At 43.9% G+C, this 18289-nt stretch carries 14 protein-coding genes and 4 tRNA genes; 1 reads left to right on the forward strand and 17 read right to left on the reverse strand.

All coding sequences use genetic code 11. The features are described from left to right. Positions 1-18: 18 nt before the first annotated feature. On the reverse strand, positions 19-795 hold the full coding sequence (gene nudC, locus ACJZU6_RS00635) for an NAD(+) diphosphatase (RefSeq protein WP_408900518.1): 777 nt from the start codon (positions 793-795) through the stop codon (positions 19-21). Between the two features lie 149 nt (positions 796-944). On the opposite strand from nudC, the gene ACJZU6_RS00640 reads away from it, so the two are divergent. Continuing rightward, positions 945-1424 (forward strand): Rsd/AlgQ family anti-sigma factor, encoded by a 480-nt coding sequence (locus ACJZU6_RS00640; protein WP_080158715.1) that lies wholly within the window; start codon positions 945-947, stop codon positions 1422-1424. A gap of 178 nt (positions 1425-1602) precedes the next feature. Here ACJZU6_RS00640 and rpoC read toward each other — a convergent pair whose 3' ends face one another. The 16 genes from rpoC to murB form a co-directional block, all read right to left on the reverse strand. Next, positions 1603-5820: a DNA-directed RNA polymerase subunit beta' gene (gene rpoC / locus ACJZU6_RS00645; protein ID WP_080158716.1), complete on the reverse strand. Its 4218-nt coding sequence runs from the start codon at positions 5818-5820 to the stop codon at positions 1603-1605. Positions 5821-5921: 101 nt separating this feature from the next. Further along, on the reverse strand, positions 5922-9947 hold the full coding sequence (rpoB, locus tag ACJZU6_RS00650) for a DNA-directed RNA polymerase subunit beta (protein ID WP_327765304.1): 4026 nt from the start codon (positions 9945-9947) through the stop codon (positions 5922-5924). Positions 9948-10177: 230 nt separating this feature from the next. Then, positions 10178-10543, reverse strand: a complete 366-nt coding sequence (gene rplL, locus ACJZU6_RS00655) for a 50S ribosomal protein L7/L12 (protein ID WP_065168453.1) — start codon at positions 10541-10543, stop codon at positions 10178-10180. A 59-nt stretch (positions 10544-10602) separates the two neighbouring features. Then, positions 10603-11097, reverse strand: coding sequence for a 50S ribosomal protein L10 (rplJ, locus tag ACJZU6_RS00660; RefSeq protein ID WP_036788959.1), 495 nt, complete (start codon positions 11095-11097; stop codon positions 10603-10605). Between the two features lie 251 nt (positions 11098-11348). Beyond that, positions 11349-12053 carry a 50S ribosomal protein L1 gene (rplA, locus tag ACJZU6_RS00665; protein ID WP_327765303.1) on the reverse strand — a complete coding sequence of 235 codons (705 nt, stop codon included), beginning with the start codon at positions 12051-12053 and terminating at the stop codon, positions 11349-11351. Positions 12054-12057: 4 nt separating this feature from the next. Continuing rightward, positions 12058-12486, reverse strand: a complete 429-nt coding sequence (gene rplK, locus ACJZU6_RS00670; RefSeq protein ID WP_080158719.1) for a 50S ribosomal protein L11 — start codon at positions 12484-12486, stop codon at positions 12058-12060. A 125-nt stretch (positions 12487-12611) separates the two neighbouring features. Continuing rightward, a complete protein-coding gene (gene nusG / locus ACJZU6_RS00675) occupies positions 12612-13157 on the reverse strand; it encodes a transcription termination/antitermination protein NusG (protein WP_045038844.1) in 546 nt (181 codons plus the stop codon). Positions 13158-13168: 11 nt separating this feature from the next. Beyond that, the gene (secE, locus tag ACJZU6_RS00680; protein WP_080158720.1) at positions 13169-13546 is read right to left on the reverse strand and encodes a preprotein translocase subunit SecE; all 378 of its coding nucleotides are present in this window, start codon (positions 13544-13546) and stop codon (positions 13169-13171) included. A 243-nt stretch (positions 13547-13789) separates the two neighbouring features. Beyond that, positions 13790-14974 (reverse strand): elongation factor Tu, encoded by a 1185-nt coding sequence (gene tuf, locus ACJZU6_RS00685; protein WP_107277200.1) that lies wholly within the window; start codon positions 14972-14974, stop codon positions 13790-13792. 100 nt (positions 14975-15074) lie between these two features. After that, positions 15075-15150 (reverse strand) — tRNA-Thr (locus tag ACJZU6_RS00690). 12 nt (positions 15151-15162) lie between these two features. Further along, positions 15163-15237: transfer RNA gene (locus ACJZU6_RS00695), tRNA-Gly, on the reverse strand. Between the two features lie 43 nt (positions 15238-15280). Continuing rightward, positions 15281-15365, reverse strand: a tRNA-Tyr gene (locus ACJZU6_RS00700). Positions 15366-15379: 14 nt separating this feature from the next. Further along, positions 15380-15455 (reverse strand) — tRNA-Thr (locus tag ACJZU6_RS00705). A 96-nt stretch (positions 15456-15551) separates the two neighbouring features. Then, on the reverse strand, positions 15552-16283 hold the full coding sequence (locus ACJZU6_RS00710; protein WP_080159321.1) for a type III pantothenate kinase: 732 nt from the start codon (positions 16281-16283) through the stop codon (positions 15552-15554). Beyond that, a complete protein-coding gene (gene birA / locus ACJZU6_RS00715) occupies positions 16283-17245 on the reverse strand; it encodes a bifunctional biotin--[acetyl-CoA-carboxylase] ligase/biotin operon repressor BirA (RefSeq protein WP_080159322.1) in 963 nt (320 codons plus the stop codon). Before birA ends, ACJZU6_RS00710 begins: the two co-directional genes overlap by 1 nt. Further along, positions 17245-18285 carry a UDP-N-acetylmuramate dehydrogenase gene (murB, locus tag ACJZU6_RS00720; RefSeq protein WP_080159323.1) on the reverse strand — a complete coding sequence of 347 codons (1041 nt, stop codon included), beginning with the start codon at positions 18283-18285 and terminating at the stop codon, positions 17245-17247. Before murB ends, birA begins: the two co-directional genes overlap by 1 nt. Positions 18286-18289: the final 4 nt, after the last annotated feature.

Below are 18289 nucleotides of genomic sequence, written 5' to 3' on the forward strand. Positions count from 1 at the left end.
TTGTTTATCCCGCTCTGATTAATGCGTATCGTTTACACCATTAATCATCAAAGCAGTATCAATAAGTCGTCGTGCAATGGTTCCCGCCGGGGCTATTTCAGGTAATTGATCTGCGGTTGCCCATATGGCATCGGTTAATTCTTCATAATCAGGTTTGATCTCGCCACCAGCATAATCTGCAATAAACCCCAACATCAAATTGGATGGAAATGCCCACGGCTGACTATCAAAATAACGAATATTGTTAACCGTTATCCCTGTTTCTTCTAGCACTTCACGAGCAACACATTGTTCTGCAGTTTCACCCGGTTCAATAAATCCCGCAATCACAGTATACATACCGGTTTTATGGCGTGGATGTTGAGCCAATAGTAATTGGCTACCTTTGCGTACAGCGACAATGATACAAGGTGACACTCGAGGATAATGCACGCTATTACAGCTTGAGCACTGCATTGCCAGTACATTGGCGTCTAATTGCAACATGTGCCCACAATGACAACAGAAACGCTGACTGTGCTGCATATACGCTAATTGTATCGCTCTTCCCGCCAAAGCAAATAACGTACTATCACCTGCCAGTAAGCATCTTAAATTAAAGAAATCAGCCTCATCAAAACCACTTTCTTCAACTAACCAATACACAGGTATTGCATTAAAATACCCCACAATACGTTTACTTACGGTACTACAAACAAGCTGCTCACTTGAACATAAAGGCAAACACCCTTTTTGCAACAATAACTTGCCATTTCTAATCACACACCAATAAGCAATATTCTCATTTTTTAACATTTTTATTACTTTCATCCTTGCAGCGACGTAAATTTACTGGCAATCTAATCTTGAAACGGAATATTTATCCGAAACCATATCTCTTATATCAAGAGCCGGATCGCACAAGCATCGACATTAAGATGCTGATAGATCATGAGGATGTGCTCATGCTTAGTAAATTTGAACAAGTTAAAAAAGAATGGGGCGGCCATAACGATGTTATTGATCAATGGCTAATGATGCGCCAGCAACTTTTGATCGATTACTGTAAGCTAATCGGCATCACACCCAATGATGAAAACCGTCACCTACCTACCGCGTCCAAATTATGTTTGTTTAGCGAAGATCTCGTTGATTATATTTCAGCGGGTCACTTCAAGATTTACGATAACGTAATGGCACGCTGGCATCAAACAGGCTTTTCACCCACGGAAGAAATGTCTGCCCTCTATGCAAAAATCACTCTAACAACCGAACCATTATTAAACTTCAATGACCGCTATGGCGCCATCAATGATAATGATTCATTAAATACCCTTGATGATGATTTATCACAGCTTGGTGAATTAATGGAATCTCGCTTTGCGCTAGAAGATAAGTTAATTGAATTAATCAGTGATAGCCTTGCTTGTCCTCCTGGTGCTTAACCACCAGCCCCCATAGCAACATCACTCATTATTGTGGCAGTGACCTTGCTGCCACCTATTCCTCGCACCTCGGGATCATTTTCCCCACTTTCTAACTCAACCCCAAACTAAACCTTAAATCGCAGCCAATAAAAAAGGCACCCCGAAGGATGCCTTTTAGAATCAGTCACGATAAGAATTAATTCTCGTCGTTAAGACCTGCATTCAATAGTGCCGCTAAGTCTTGAGAGGCTTGCTCTGCATCAACTTGTGGTGCTACTGGCTCCAGTTCAACATTACGTTGATTCTGACGACGTTGGTGGTAAGAGAAACCAGTACCCGCTGGAATCAAACGACCCACGATTACGTTTTCTTTCAGACCACGAAGCTCATCACGCTTACCAGAAACAGCTGCTTCTGTTAGTACGCGCGTTGTTTCCTGGAACGATGCTGCTGAGATGAATGACTCAGTCGCAAGCGATGCTTTAGTGATACCAAGTAAGTCACGAGAGAAGCTTACTAGTGTCTTACCTTCAGCTTCTAGCTGACGGTTAGCAATCGTTACGCGAGAGAATTCAACTTGCTCGCCTTCGAGGAAGTCAGAGTCACCAGCAACAGTGATAGTTACCTTACGTAGCATTTGACGAATGATAGTCTCGATGTGCTTATCATTAATCTTAACGCCTTGTAGACGGTAAACTTCCTGAACTTCGTTAACGATATATTCTGCTACTGCGTGAACACCACGTAGACGTAGAATATCGTGCGGAGTTTCTGGACCATCGGCAATTACGTCACCCTTCTCAACTTTTTCACCTTCGAAAACGTTAAGTTGGCGATGCTTCAGGATCATCTCTTCGTACGGTTGACCTTCACTTGGAGTGATGATCAAGCGACGCTTACCTTTAGTTTCTTTACCGAATGATACTGCACCGGTAATTTCTGCCAAGATAGCGGGTTCTTTAGGCTTACGAGCTTCAAACAAGTCAGCAACGCGTGGTAGACCACCCGTGATATCCTTGTTACCGCTAGATTTTTGCGGAATACGTGATAACGTATCACCGATGCCAACCATAGCGCCATCGTCAAGCTGAACAATCGCCTTACCCGGTAGGAAGTATTGAGCTGGCATTTCAGTACCAGGGATCATTACATCGTTACCATCGGCATCAACAAGTTTGATAGCTGGACGCATATCTTTACCTGCTGCTGGACGTGCTGCTGGATCAGTTACTTCGCTTGAAGATAGACCTGTTAGATCATCTGTTTGACGAGAAACTGTTACGCCATCAATCATATCAACGAACTGGATACGACCAGCCACTTCAGTGATGATTGGCATGGTGTGAGCTTCCCAGTTTGCTACTGTTTCACCAGCAACAACCTCGGCGCCATCACCTTTAGTTAGCAACGTACCGTAAGACAGTTTGTAGTTCTCTTTCGTACGACCAAGCTTATCAATGATGCTTAGCTCAGATGCACGAGAAGTAATTACAAGCTTACCAGCGTTGTTAGTTACGAACTTCGCATTGTGCAGTTTCATAGAACCCGTAGTTTTCACTACGATCTTATTATCTGCAGCTGCTGCTGACGCCGCACCACCGATGTGGAACGTACGCATTGTTAGCTGTGTACCAGGTTCACCGATAGACTGCGCTGCAACAACACCTACTGCTTCACCTGAGTTGATCAGGTGACCACGAGCAAGGTCACGACCGTAACAGAACTTACAACAACCGAAGTCGTTTTCACACGTTACAACAGAACGTACTTTAACTTGGTCAACAGAGTTCGCTTCTAGAATCTCACACCACTTCTCATCAAGAAGTGTATTACGTGGTGCTAGAACTTCTTCTGTACCAGGAATAAAGACATCTTCAGCAACAACACGACCAAGAACACGATCGCCTAGTTGTTCCTTAACATCACCACCCTCGATAAGAGGCATCATGGTGATACCAGCGTGAGTACCACAGTCATCTGCTGTGATTACCACGTCTTGCGCAACGTCTACTAGACGACGCGTTAGGTAACCTGAGTTCGCTGTCTTAAGTGCGGTATCCGCAAGACCCTTACGAGCACCGTGTGTAGAGATAAAGTACTGGAGTACGTTTAGACCTTCACGGAAGTTCGCAGTGATCGGCGTTTCGATGATTGAGCCATCCGGCTTAGCCATCAGACCACGCATACCCGCCAACTGACGAATCTGTGCAGCAGAACCACGCGCACCAGAATCGGCCATCATGTATACACTGTTGAACGATTTCTGTTGTTCTTCAACGCCGTCACGGTTAATAACGGTATCAAAAGACAAGTTATCCATCATCGCTTTAGCAACTTGTTCGTTGGCTGTAGCCCAGATATCGATAACTTTGTTGTAACGTTCACCAGCAGTCACAAGACCTGACTGGAACTGCTCTTGAATTTCAGCAACTTCTGCTTCAGCTTCAGCGATCTTAGTGTACTTAGCCGCAGGTACAACCATATCGTCGATACCAACAGACACACCAGAAAGTGCCGCGTAAGCAAAACCTGTGTACATAATTTGGTCAGCAAAGATAACAGTATCTTTCATGCCCAACTTACGGTAACAAGTGTTAAGAAGCTTAGAAATTTGCTTCTTACCAAGTGCTTCAGTGTTAACAAGACTAAATGGCAAACCTTTAGGAACGATAGGCCATAGCATTGCACGACCAACAGTAGTATCAACTAAGCCAGTATTCTCGACAAAGTTACCCTGCTCATCTTTCACAAATTCAGTGATACGTACTTTAACGCGAGCGTGAAGCTCTGCAGTCTTAGTACGGTATGCTTTCTCAGCTTCCGCTGGTCCAGCAAGGTACATGCCTTCACCTTTCGCGTTGATACGATCACGCGTCATGTAGTAAAGACCCAATACAACGTCCTGAGAAGGTACGATGATCGGATCACCAGATGCTGGTGAAAGGATGTTGTTGGTAGACATCATTAGAGCACGTGCTTCAAGCTGTGCTTCAAGAGTCAATGGCAAGTGAACCGCCATCTGGTCACCATCGAAGTCGGCGTTGTATGCCGCACAAACTAGTGGGTGAAGCTGAATCGCTTTACCTTCGATTAGTGTTGGTTCAAATGCCTGAATACCTAGACGGTGCAATGTTGGTGCACGGTTAAGCATTACTGGGTGCTCACGAATAACTTCGTCTAGGATATCCCAAACGATCGCTTCTTCGCGCTCAACCATCTTCTTAGCAGCTTTGATAGTAGTCGCAAGACCACGAGTCTCTAGCTTGCCATAGATGAATGGCTTAAATAGCTCTAGTGCCATCTTCTTAGGAAGACCACACTGGTGCAAGCGTAGGTATGGACCTACTGTGATAACAGAACGACCTGAGTAGTCAACACGCTTACCAAGCAAGTTCTGACGGAAACGACCCTGCTTACCTTTGATCATGTCAGCCAAAGATTTCAGAGGACGCTTGTTAGAGCCTGTGATAGCGCGGCCACGACGACCGTTATCTAGCAATGCATCAACAGATTCCTGCAGCATACGCTTTTCGTTACGTACGATGATATCAGGAGCAGCCAGGTCAAGTAGACGCTTCAGACGGTTGTTACGGTTAATAACACGACGGTAAAGATCGTTAAGATCTGAAGTCGCGAAACGGCCGCCGTCTAGTGGTACCAACGGACGAAGATCCGGCGGTAATACTGGCAGTACAGACAGGATCATCCACTCAGGGTTGTTTCCAGACTGTAGGAATGCTTCAACCAATTTAAGACGCTTGGTTAATTTCTTACGCTTGGTTTCAGAGTTAGTTTCTTCTAGCTCTTCACGCATGTTTTCGATTTCAGCATTTAGGTCCATATTGCCTAAAAGTGCTTTAACCGCTTCTGCGCCCATCTTCGCGTCGAACTCGTCGCCCCACTCTTCAAGTGCATCCAAGTACTGCTCTTCAGAAAGCAGTTGGCTACGCTCAAGGTTGGTCATACCAGGTTCGATAACTACGTATGATTCAAAGTAAAGTACACGTTCGATATCACGTAGAGGCATGTCCATTAACAGACCGATACGAGATGGTAGTGACTTTAAGAACCAGATGTGGGCAACAGGTGAAGCAAGCTCAATGTGACCCATACGCTCACGGCGTACTTTAGTCTGAGTAACTTCAACACCACATTTTTCACAAATCACACCACGGTGCTTCAAGCGCTTGTACTTGCCACAAAGACACTCGTAGTCTTTTACCGGGCCAAAGATACGTGCACAGAAAAGACCGTCACGCTCAGGCTTGAAGGTACGATAGTTGATTGTTTCTGGCTTTTTAACTTCACCAAAAGACCATGAACGAATCATGTCAGGTGAAGCTAGACCGATTTTGATAGCATCAAATTCTTCGGTCTTATGTTGTGCTTTCAGAAACTTAAGTAAGTCTTTCACATTCGGCTCCTGTGAGGAGTTGACCCATAAAGGCGCCAGGACTACTGGCGCCTTCATATTTATACCGGAGTAACTAATAAGTATAGGTGACTAACCTAATCTTATTCGTCTTCCAGCTCGATGTTGATACCCAACGAGCGGATTTCTTTCAACAATACGTTGAATGATTCCGGCATACCAGGTTCCATACGATGATCACCGTCAACGATGTTTTTATACATCTTCGTACGGCCGTTAACGTCATCTGACTTAACGGTTAGCATTTCTTGAAGGGTGTAAGCTGCGCCATATGCTTCAAGCGCCCATACTTCCATCTCACCGAAACGCTGACCACCGAACTGAGCTTTACCACCCAGCGGCTGCTGAGTAACAAGGCTGTAAGAACCGGTAGAACGGGCGTGCATCTTGTCATCAACCAAGTGGTTCAGTTTAAGCATGTACATGTAACCAACAGTTACAGGACGCTCAAATGCATCACCAGTACGGCCATCAAACAACTTCAGCTGACCAGACGTTGGTAGATCACCTAACTGTAGCAATTCTTTAATTGATGATTCAGGTGCGCCATCAAATACAGGAGTTGCAATAGGTAGACCTTTACGAAGGTTTTGTACAAGTGTACGTACTTCGTCGTCTGATAGTTCAGCAATGTCAACCTTCTGGCGAGTATCACCAAGATTGTAAACACGTTGTAGGAAGTTACGGAACTTATGTAACTCCTGCTGTTCTTTCAGCATGTCGTTAAGTTTGTCACCGATACCTTTCGCCGCAAGACCTAAGTGAGTCTCGAGGATCTGACCGATGTTCATACGTGACGGTACACCCAATGGGTTTAGTACGATATCAACAGTCTGACCTTTTTCATCGTAAGGCATGTCTTCAACAGGGTTGATCTTAGAGATTACACCCTTGTTACCGTGACGACCTGCCATCTTATCACCAGGTTGAATGCGACGACGAACAGCTAGGTATACTTTAACAATCTTAAGTACGCCAGGTGCTAGGTCATCACCCTGAGTGATTTTACGACGTTTAGTTTCAAACTTCTTATCGAACTCAGCTTTCAGTTCATCATACTGTTCTGCAAGCTGTTCCAATTGGTTTTGTAAAGTTTCGTCGTCAAGCGTTTGTGCAAACAACGTATCGCGGTTCATTGAAGAAATCTTATCTTCGCCGTAACCTGCAGATAGTAGAAGCGTACGAACACGAGCAAGAAGACCACCCTCAAGGATCTGGAATTCTTCTGTGATATCTTTCTTCGCTTCTTTCAGCTGCATCTCTTCAATTTCAAGAGCACGCTTGTCTTTCTCAACGCCATCACGAGTAAATACTTGTACGTCAATGATCGTACCAGTAACACTACCAGGAACACGTAGAGATGAGTCTTTAACGTCAGAAGCTTTTTCACCAAAGATAGCTCGTAGAAGCTTCTCTTCAGGCGTCAGTTGTGTTTCACCTTTAGGGGTTACTTTACCAACTAGGATGTCACCACCCTTCACTTCTGCACCGATGTAAACGATACCTGATTCGTCCAACTTAGAAAGCGCTGCTTCACCCACGTTAGGGATGTCTGCAGTGATTTCTTCAGAACCCAACTTCGTATCACGTGCCACACAAGAAAGCTCTTGAATGTGGATAGTAGTGAAACGATCTTCCTGAACTACACGCTCAGAAACTAAGATGGAGTCTTCGAAGTTGTAACCGTTCCAAGGCATGAACGCGATACGCATGTTTTGACCAAGCGCAAGCTCACCAAGGTCTGTTGAAGGACCATCAGCAAGAACATCACCACGTGCTACTGGCTCGCCAGGTAGTACAGTTGGACGCTGGTTAATACATGTGTTCTGGTTAGAACGGGTGTACTTAGTCAAGTTGTAGATATCGATACCTGCTTCACCAGGAATCAATTCGTCTTCGTTAACTTTGATAACGATACGAGAAGCATCTACAGACTGAACTTGGCCGCCACGTTTAGCAACAGCAGTTACACCTGAATCAACACCGATTTGACGCTCGATACCAGTACCAACTAACGGCTTATCAGCACGGATAGTAGGTACAGCCTGACGTTGCATGTTCGCACCCATAAGGGCACGGTTAGCATCATCGTGTTCTAGGAACGGGATTAGGGATGCCGCCACAGATACAACCTGGTTGGTTGCAACGTCCATGTATTGAACATGGTCACGTGGGTGCAGACCTGAATCGCCTTTCTGACGAGCAGTGATCAATTCGTCAGCAAAAGAACCATCTTCGTTAAGCGCGGCGTTTGCCTGTGCAATAACGTATAGGCCTTCTTCAATTGCTGATAAGTATTCGATTTGATCCGAAACTTTTCCGTCTACAACTTTACGGTAAGGTGTTTCCAAGAAACCGTAAGGGTTACAACGCGCAAATACAGATAGCGAGTTGATTAGACCGATGTTTGGACCTTCAGGAGTTTCGATAGGACATAGACGACCGTAGTGAGTCGCGTGTACGTCTCGAACCTCAAAGCCAGCACGTTCACGAGTCAGACCACCTGGACCAAGCGCCGAGATACGACGTTTGTGAGTAACTTCTGACAACGGGTTGTTCTGGTCCATAAACTGTGACAACTGAGAAGAGCCAAAGAACTCTTTCACTGCCGCAGAAATAGGCTTCGCGTTGATTAAGTCTTGAGGCATGATTGCATCAAGATCGCCTAAACTTAGACGCTCTTTAACAGCACGCTCAACACGAACTAGACCTACACGGAATTGGTTTTCAGCCATTTCGCCCACAGAGCGAATACGACGGTTACCAAGGTGGTCGATATCATCAACCTCACCTTTACCGTTACGGATATCGATCAACTTCTTCATCACTTCAATGATGTCGTCGTTGCTCAGGATACCAGGACCAGTTATTTCTTCACGAAGAAGAGAACTGTTGAACTTCATACGACCAACAGCAGAAAGATCGTAACGATCTTCTGAGAAGAACAAGCTTTCAAATAATTGATCAGCTGCTTCACGTGTTGGTGGCTCGCCAGGGCGCATCATACGGTAGATTTCTACCAATGCACTTAGACGGTCAGTACTGTTATCAACACGTAGTGTCTCTGACATGTACGGACCATGGTCTAAATCGTTCGTAAATAGAACTTCAATAGACTTATGACCAGCCTGAGATAGAAGTGCTAATGCTTCCAAGCTTAATTCTTGGTTAGCCGTAACAATCAGTTCGCCAGTTTCTTCGTTGATGTAATCACGTGCTGCGATTTTACCAACGATATATTCAACAGGTACTTCGATGCTATCAATGCCATCTTTCGCCAATTGACGAATATGACGAGCAGTGATACGACGACCTTGCTCTACGTAAACAGTACCGTTTGCTTCGATATCAAAGCTTGCAGTTTCACCACGTAGACGATCAGGTACTAACTCCATAACTAGAGACTTGCCGCGTACTTCGAAATTAATCTTATCGAAGAACATGTCAAGAATCTGTTCAGTTGTGTAGTTAAGTGCGCGAAGAATAATAGACGCAGGTAATTTACGACGACGGTCGATACGTACGAATAGATTATCCTTAGGATCGAACTCGAAATCCAACCATGAACCACGGTAAGGGATAACACGAGCGTTATATAACACTTTACCTGAGGAGTGGGTTTTACCCTTATCGCTGTCAAAGAATACACCAGGACTACGGTGCAGCTGAGATACGATAACCCTCTCGGTACCGTTAATAACGAATGTACCGTTATCTGTCATGAGCGGAATTTCGCCCATGTAAACTTCTTGTTCTTTAATGTCTTTTACGGTGCCAGCCGGCGCATCTCGATCATACATGACCAGACGTAGCTTCACGCGTAGTGGAGCAGAATAAGTTACGCCACGAATTTGACATTCTTTGACATCGAAGACCGGCTCACCGAGACGATAGCTAACGTATTGCAGCTCGGAATTGCCATTATAGCTCTGGATTGGAAAAACAGAGCGAAAGGCAGCTTCTAGACCGTAATGCCCTTCTGGATCCTGCTCGATAAATTTTTGGAAAGAATCAAGCTGGATCGATAGCAAGTATGGTGCATCCAACACTTGTGGACGCTTACCAAAATCCTTACGGATACGCTTTTTCTCGGTATAAGAGTAAACCATAGGTTCCTCAGATCGCTGATAAGTGATCCAAACTACCCCATATCACATGCGGGGGTAGTGACTAATCGTTGTTTTTTATAGTAGGAATATTCTAATGAAACTAGAATATTTTTTACGCAGACAGTGGATACAAAACAAGGTAAAAATACCACCGGTCTATAGCGCAAAAAGGCCGGTGGCATTTTTGCCACCAGCCAATAGCCATAAAAGGCTATGAAATCAAATAATAATTATTTAACTTCAACAGAAGCACCAGCTTCTTCTAATTGAGCTTTAAGAGCTTCAGCTTCAGCTTTATCTACGCCTTCTTTAACAGCAGCAGGAGCGCCGTCAACTACAGCTTTAGCTTCTTTAAGACCAAGACCAGTTGCGCCACGTACAGCTTTGATAACTTGTACTTTGTTAGCGCCAGCAGCTGTTAGGATTACGTCAAATTCAGTTTGCTCTTCAGCTGCGTCTGCAGCTGCGCCGCCTGCAACTACTGCAGCAGCAGCAGTAACACCGAATTTCTCTTCCATAGCTTCGATAAGCTCAACAACTTGCATTACAGACATTTCTGCAACTGCGTCTAGGATTTGCTCGTTAGTGATAGACATAACAATTCTCTTTTAAAGTCAACAATAAGTATAAATAGTAATCAGATAAAGCGCGGCAATTAAGCTGCAGCTTCTTCTTTCTGATCACGTACAGCCGCGATAGTACGTACAAGTTTACCAGCAGACGCTTCTTTCATGCACATCATTAGGCGTGCGATAGCTTCGTCGTAAGTTGGTAGAGTTGCTAGTACATCAGCGTTGGCAATAGCGCCTTCGAATGCAGCAGCTTTGATCTCGAAGCTTTTATTCTCTTTAGCGAAGTCTTTGAAAAGACGCGCTGCAGCACCTGGGTGCTCATTAGAGAAGCCGATTAGTGAAGGACCAACGAAAACGTCTTGTAGACATTCGAAGTTAGTACCTTCAACTGCACGACGTGCTAATGTGTTACGAACAACTCTTAGGTAAACACCAGCTTCACGAGCTTGTTTACGTAGAGTTGTCATTGCACACACACTAACACCGCGAGAGTCAGCAACAACTGCAGACAGGGCACCATTGGCAGCTTCGTTGACTTCAGCAACAATTGCTTTTTTGTCTTGAAGATTTAATGCCATTGGATTTGCTCCTGGATAATTTCTGGGTAACCCCAGTATTTACACCACTCACTGCCGGTTGACAGGAGAGTTTTACGGCGCAGATCCAAAAAAGACTTACATCAATCATGTTCTGGCACCGTCTACGTAGGTAAATTAAGTTCCGAAAAACACCTACGGTCTTTGACGGAGGTTAATTGAAAACAATCAACCTCAGCCACGAATTCGGAAGCGACAAATTATACACTAACTTATCGCTTCTGCAAATTAGTTTACGCTACGTTAGCTTTCAGAGAGTTCTGATCTAACGCTACACCTGCACCCATAGTGGTAGAGATGCTTACTTTCTTAATGAAAGTACCTTTCGCTGAAGACGGCTTAGCGCGCTTCAGTGCAACTAGAAGAGCTTCTAAGTTCTCTTGTAGTTGAGCGGCATCAAAGTTCACCTTACCGATAGTAGTGTGAATGATACCATTTTTGTCGTTACGGTAACGAACCTGACCAGCTTTAGCATTTTTAACTGCTTCAGCAACGTTAGGAGTTACAGTACCAACTTTAGGGTTTGGCATAAGACCACGTGGACCAAGAATGGTACCAAGTTGACCTACAACGCGCATTGCATCAGGAGATGCGATAACAACGTCAAAGTTCATTTCGCCTTTCTTAACAAGAGCAGCTAGATCTTCCATACCTACAAGCTCAGCGCCAGCTTCTTTAGCAGCTTCAGCGTTTGCGCCTTGTGTAAATACAGCAACACGGATGTCACGGCCAGTACCGTTAGGTAGTACAGTTGCACCACGAACGTTTTGGTCTGATTTACGTGCATCGATGCCAAGGTTAACAGCAACGTCAACACTTTCAACGAATTTAGCAGTAGCTAGTTCTTTAAGAAGAGCAACAGCCTCTGTGATGTCGTATTCACGAGTAGCATCTACTTTGTCGCGGATAACGCGCATGCGCTTAGTCAGTTTAGCCATTATCTTAACCCTCTACCACTAGGCCCATTGAACGAGCAGTACCAGCAATTGAACGCTTCATAGCTTCAATGTCAGCACCAGTCATGTCTGCAGCTTTAGTCTCAGCGATCTCTTGGATCTGAGCTTCAGTTACAGTACCCACTTTGTCAGTGTTCGGACGGCCAGAACCAGACTTAAGACCAGCAGCTTTAAGCAGAAGAACTGCAGCAGGTGGTGTCTTAGTGATGAACGTGAAAGAACGGTCACTGTAAACAGTGATAACAACTGGAGTCGGAAGACCTTTCTCTACTGAGTCAGTCTTAGCGTTAAACGCCTTACAGAATTCCATGATGTTTACACCATGTTGACCAAGAGCTGGACCAACTGGTGGACTTGGATTCGCTGCACCAGCTGCAACTTGCAGCTTAATGTAAGCTTCTACTTTTTTAGCCATTGCTATATACCTAATTTTGGGTTCAAACGTCTATTTTTAAACAAATAGACTCCCCGTCTAACGAAAGGGCGCGAAATTATAGCCTAATTCCACGCCCCTGACAATACGAGTTGAACAGAATTTGATCAGTTCTTTTCGATTTGACCGAACTCTAATTCTACTGGTGTTGCACGACCGAAAATTGATACAGAAACCTTAACACGGCTCTTATCATAATCTACTGATTCAATCGTACCATTAAAGTCAGCAAATGGACCATCTGTCACACGTACCACTTCACCAGGCTCAAATACTGTTTTATGTACTGGAGATTCACTAGCTTGTTGTAAACGGTTTAAGATCGCATCTGCTTCTTTATCAGAAATCGGAGCTGGACGATCAGAAGTACCACCAATGAACCCCATTACACGAGGGATACTACGTACAAGGTGCCACGTTTCATCGTTCATCACCATTTGTACAAGTACATAGCCTGGGAAGAACTTACGCTCACTCTTACGGCGTTGACCGGCACGCATTTCTACCACTTCTTCCGTCGGTACTAAAACCTCGTCAAAGTGCTCTTCCATACCATGAATTTTGATATGTTCACGTAGTGATTGCGCTACACGGCCTTCAAAACCTGAAAAAGCCTGTACTACATACCAACGTTTCTTTGGAGCTTCGATCATGAATTCTTACCTCACGCGCCAGTAACTAGGCGCACTAAACGGACCATAATGCCATCAATACCCCAAAGGGCTAATGCCATTACGACAGTGACTGCTAGAACAATAAAGGTTGTCTGCGTAGCTTCCTGACGAGTAGGCCACACTACTTTGCGGACTTCCATGCGTGACTCACGTGCAAACGTAATCACGGATTTACCTTTAGCTGTTAGTGCGGCAAAAATACCAGCAATAACCACAAGGGCTACCACGGCAGAAGAGCGCAGAACAACAGAAACATCACTGTATAGGTAATTACCAACCACAGCAGCAGCTAGCAAAGCAAAAACCACGACCCATTTCAGGCCATCCATTTTGCTTTCGCTTTCTTGGTTTTCGGCATTCGCTTTCATACAACCAACCTGTAACTAGTCTTAATCATCTAGACGAAAATGACCCCGCGAGGGCGAGGTCAGGATGAAGAAAAAGGTCTAAGCCTTTAATAACATTATTAAAAACTTCATCTTTACGAAATTTCACTTCTACACTTTGGACAAAAAACACGCAGTTTCAAGTTGAAGTGTAGAAAAAGGGCATCAAATGATGCCCTTTTTAGTACTCTATCGTCAAATTTAATTCAACGATATTAGCGTAACTTATGCAACGATAGTTGCAACAACACCAGCACCAACTGTACGGCCACCTTCACGGATAGCAAAACGTAGACCTTCATCCATCGCGATAGGTGCGATTAGAGTAACAGTCATAGAGATGTTATCACCAGGCATTACCATTTCAACGCCTTCTGGTAACTCGATAGTACCAGTTACGTCAGTTGTACGGAAGTAGAACTGTGGACGGTAACCTTTGAAGAAAGGAGTGTGACGACCGCCTTCATCTTTAGAAAGAACATAGATTTCTGAAGTGAAAGTAGTGTGTGGAGTGATTGAACCTGGCTTAGCAAGAACTTGACCACGTTCAACGTCATCACGCTTAGTACCACGTAGAAGAACACCAACGTTCTCACCAGCACGGCCTTCGTCAAGAAGCTTACGGAACATCTCAACACCAGTACATGTAGTAGTGATAGTGTCTTTGATACCGATGATAGCTACTTCGTCACCAACACGTACGATACCTTGCTCAATACGACCAGTTACAACAGTACCACGGCCTTGGATTGAGAAAACATCTTCGATTGGAAGGATGAATGGTAGATCGATAGCACGCTCTGGCTCTGGAATGTAAGAATCTAGAGCTTCAGCTAGTTCAACAATCTTAGCTTCCCACTCAGCTTCACCGTTAAGTGCGCCTAGTGCAGAACCCATGATTACTGGGCAATCATCACCTGGGAAATCGTACTCAGAAAGAAGTTCACGAACTTCCATCTCTACTAGTTCAAGTAGTTCTTCATCATCAACCATGTCACACTTGTTCATGAATACGATGATGTAAGGAATACCAACTTGACGACCAAGTAGGATGTGCTCACGAGTTTGAGGCATAGGACCGTCAGTTGCAGCAACAACTAGGATACCACCATCCATTTGAGCAGCACCAGTGATCATGTTTTTAACATAATCGGCGTGTCCAGGACAGTCTACGTGTGCGTAGTGACGAGTAGGAGTATCGTATTCTACGTGAGAAGTAGAAATTGTGATACCGCGCTCGCGCTCTTCAGGAGCGTTATCGATTGATGCGAAATCTTTCGCTGTACCACCGTACACTTTTGCAAGTGTAGTACAGATAGCAGCAGTTAGAGTTGTTTTACCGTGGTCAACGTGGCCGATAGTACCAACGTTAACGTGCGGTTTTACGCGTTCGAATTTTTCTTTAGACATGGATAGTCCCTCTGGGCACGGTATTTAGTGGCATTACGACCACACAACCAAACATGGGTTTGTTGAGTATATAACAAATTGATAAATATTGACTGAAGAGTGGTGCTGATAGGCAGATTCGAACTGCCGACCTCACCCTTACCAAGGGTGCGCTCTACCAACTGAGCTATATCAGCACACAAGAAGTGTGGAGCGGGCAGCGGGAATCGAACCCGCGTCATCAGCTTGGAAGGCTGAGGTAATAGCCATTATACGATGCCCGCAAAAACTTTTTTTACTCGTAGCGCTATTTAACTATTTGAATAATGGTGGTGGGGGAAGGATTCGAACCTTCGAAGGCAGTGCCGGCAGATTTACAATCTGCTCCCTTTGGCCACTCGGGAACCCCACCGAAATTCTTGAAACTGGTGCCGACTACCGGAGTCGAACTGGTGACCTACTGATTACAAGTCAGTTGCTCTACCTACTGAGCTAAGTCGGCTTAATTGATGCGCATTCTAGATAATGATGATTTTTGATGCAATACTTTAGTGCTTTTTTTTTATGCTTTTTTTATCAACTGACGTAATTTTATCCATTATCGACATTTCGCATACAAAGCAAGCCCTTCAAGAACCAATTCTGAGCGATGATTATAATTTTTAATATCATCTAAAGGAAGATGACGAATCCCACCACCACACAGCACCACTTCAGGCTCTACAGCAAGTTTTTCACGGGCTTCTTTTAAGCCATATTCAATCAAGCCAATCAATGCCGCTCGACAACCATTTTTAAGGCCATCAGCCGTATTGTCAGCAAGACTTAGGCGATCATTATGGTCATGATCAGAAAACACCTTGGTGGTATTTTCCAGTACCACTTTCATCATTAACTGATAACCTGGTGCGATCCAGCCACCAAGATGCTTTCCATCACCACTTAAAACATCAAATGTTAATGCCGTACCAATATCAACGATAACCGTAGGACGCTTAAACTTTTGATGAATAGCAACTAATGTTAGCCAACGATCAACCCCTAAATATTGGTACTCGTTATAACCATTTTTAACTCCAAAATCTTTACGCATCGTTTTTACTTGTAACACGGGGATATTCGCAACTTGTGCAATACGCTGAATCGTATTATCCACTTCAACGGGTCCAACACTGGCAAAAACAATCCGTTTAATCTTTTGTTCTAAAATAGGATCTAATACTAACTCTAATTTTTTACTTGGATATTTACCAATCAGCTCAACTCGGCCACTTACTTGTAATAGGGCAACCTTAACGTAAGTATTACCCGCTTCAATTAATAACTGCATTAACAACCTCTAAGGCTGATTTCACCACCAACATAAGCAGTAATATCACCATCATTTTCCAGTAATAAGGCCCCTTGCTCATTAATACCGCGAGCAATGCCTTCAATTACACGATCACCAATCAACAGTTTAACTGGCCGATTTAAAAAATTATCTATTCTATTCCAACGCTCAACAAAACCACAGAGACCAACCTCTTCATATTCGGTTAGGGTTTGATGAATGCGCTCAATTAACGTCGCAGCTAGCACATTACGTGATGGCAATGGTAAACATGCAGCACTAAGATTAGTCCAAGCTTGATCTATCATTGCTGTCGCAGCCGTAGGCATCGCAATATTCAACCCAATTCCAATGACTAAATGCGCAGCATCACCCGCCTTGCCGGTCATTTCAACTAAAATTCCCGCTAGCTTTTGATCATGATAATAAAGATCATTGGGCCATTTTACGCGAATATCAGGCGCACCAAGTTGTTGTAACGCTTCAGCAATCGCCACACCAACCACCAAGCTTAACCCCATCGCCGCCGCAACACCTGCCTCTAAACGCCAATAAGTAGATAAATATAAATTACTACCAAAAGGCGATTGCCACTGCCGACCACGTCGACCACGACCTGCCTGTTGATATTCAGCCAAACAAACAGCCCCACTCGGTAATTGATCGATCTGATTAAGTAAATATTGATTAGTGGAATCGATTACAGGAATCAACTCTAATTGAGGACAACTCACCAATTTAGTAATACGTTGACTATCAAGTAATTCAATTGGTGCAGCTAAACAGTAACCTTTACCTTGAACACTATATAAATCAAGGCCCCACTGCTGAATAATTTTAATTTGTTTAGCAATGCCAGCACGCGACATTCCCAACGCCAGACCTAATTTTTCACCAGAATGAAAATGGCCATCAGCTAATAAACGAATAAGGGCTAAACGGGTTGAATGTTCTTTCATTATGCTTGTATCTCGGCCAAATGCGTTTCAACGTTAGCTGCCATAAACCGCACCTCATGTTCCAATGCTATATCAAATTTTGCTGCTACACTATCAACCACATATTGTGCAAGGCTAATAACATCTTGCGCTGTTGCCGTACCAATATTAGTTAATACCAGCGCTTGCTGGGGATGTACTTTAGCACCGCCCACCTGATAGCCTTTTAAGCCACACTGATCAATCAGCCAACCTGCCGCTAATTTCACATGCTGGTCATCAACACCATAACTAGGCATGGTTGGATAATTAACCTGTAGCTTATTTAGCATATTCTTTGTAATAATCGGATTTTTAAAAAAACTGCCAGCATTACCAATCACCGCGGGATCGGGTAATTTTGCTTTACGCACTTCGCACACAGTATCAAACACTTGTCGAAGAGTAACCGTTGCTATATCAAATTGATTTAAAGGTGCATACGCGATTTTAGGTTGCCACATTTTTGGCAAACAAAAACCAACTGCAACAATGATATGACCATCTTTTAATTGATGCTTAAAAATAGAGTCTCGGTAACCAAACTGACAAGATGCTGCGTCGTAGCGTTTAATCTCCTGAGTGATAACATCAAGCACATCGACATATTGGCATACATCTTTAAGCTCGACACCATAAGCACCAATATTTTGAATTGGTGATGATCCTACACAACCAGGAATTAACGCTAAATTTTCTAAACCACCAATATTACGATCTACACACCAACAAACTAATTGATGCCAATCTTCACCGCCACCAACATGTAAACAAAAGCTCGTTGACGTTTCTGTTTGCGTAATACCTTTAATACGATTAAGAATAACCACGCCTTGATAGTCTTCACAAAAAAGTAAATTACTACCGTGTCCTACAACTAATTTAGCCATATTATTAAAACTTGCATCGTGCCAAATATGAATGAAATCATCAATATTTTCAGCTTCAATAATCTGTGTGGCAGTAACATCAATACCAAAGGTATGATAAGGCGCTAACCCATGATCATGTAAAACTTTCATGTTA

The sequence above is a fragment of the Photobacterium piscicola genome (assembly GCF_046058925.1).
Lineage (GTDB): Bacteria > Pseudomonadota > Gammaproteobacteria > Enterobacterales > Vibrionaceae > Photobacterium > Photobacterium piscicola.

What these genes read in the sequence shown, in the direction of transcription:
- nudC (WP_408900518.1), bottom strand. Translation starts at nt 795, where the DNA reads ATGTTAAAAAATGAGAATATTGCTTATTGGTGTGTGATTAGAAATGGC.
- ACJZU6_RS00640 (WP_080158715.1), top strand. Translation starts at nt 945, where the DNA reads ATGCTTAGTAAATTTGAACAAGTTAAAAAAGAATGGGGCGGCCATAAC.
- rpoB (WP_327765304.1), bottom strand. Translation starts at nt 9,947, where the DNA reads ATGGTTTACTCTTATACCGAGAAAAAGCGTATCCGTAAGGATTTTGGT.
- rplL (WP_065168453.1), bottom strand. Translation starts at nt 10,543, where the DNA reads ATGTCTATCACTAACGAGCAAATCCTAGACGCAGTTGCAGAAATGTCT.
- rplJ (WP_036788959.1), bottom strand. Translation starts at nt 11,097, where the DNA reads ATGGCATTAAATCTTCAAGACAAAAAAGCAATTGTTGCTGAAGTCAAC.
- rplA (WP_327765303.1), bottom strand. Translation starts at nt 12,053, where the DNA reads ATGGCTAAACTGACTAAGCGCATGCGCGTTATCCGCGACAAAGTAGAT.
- rplK (WP_080158719.1), bottom strand. Translation starts at nt 12,486, where the DNA reads ATGGCTAAAAAAGTAGAAGCTTACATTAAGCTGCAAGTTGCAGCTGGT.
- nusG (WP_045038844.1), bottom strand. Translation starts at nt 13,157, where the DNA reads ATGATCGAAGCTCCAAAGAAACGTTGGTATGTAGTACAGGCTTTTTCA.
- secE (WP_080158720.1), bottom strand. Translation starts at nt 13,546, where the DNA reads ATGAAAGCGAATGCCGAAAACCAAGAAAGCGAAAGCAAAATGGATGGC.
- tuf (WP_107277200.1), bottom strand. Translation starts at nt 14,974, where the DNA reads ATGTCTAAAGAAAAATTCGAACGCGTAAAACCGCACGTTAACGTTGGT.
- ACJZU6_RS00710 (WP_080159321.1), bottom strand. Translation starts at nt 16,283, where the DNA reads ATGCAGTTATTAATTGAAGCGGGTAATACTTACGTTAAGGTTGCCCTA.
- birA (WP_080159322.1), bottom strand. Translation starts at nt 17,245, where the DNA reads ATGAAAGAACATTCAACCCGTTTAGCCCTTATTCGTTTATTAGCTGAT.
- murB (WP_080159323.1), bottom strand. Translation starts at nt 18,285, where the DNA reads ATGAAAGTTTTACATGATCATGGGTTAGCGCCTTATCATACCTTTGGT.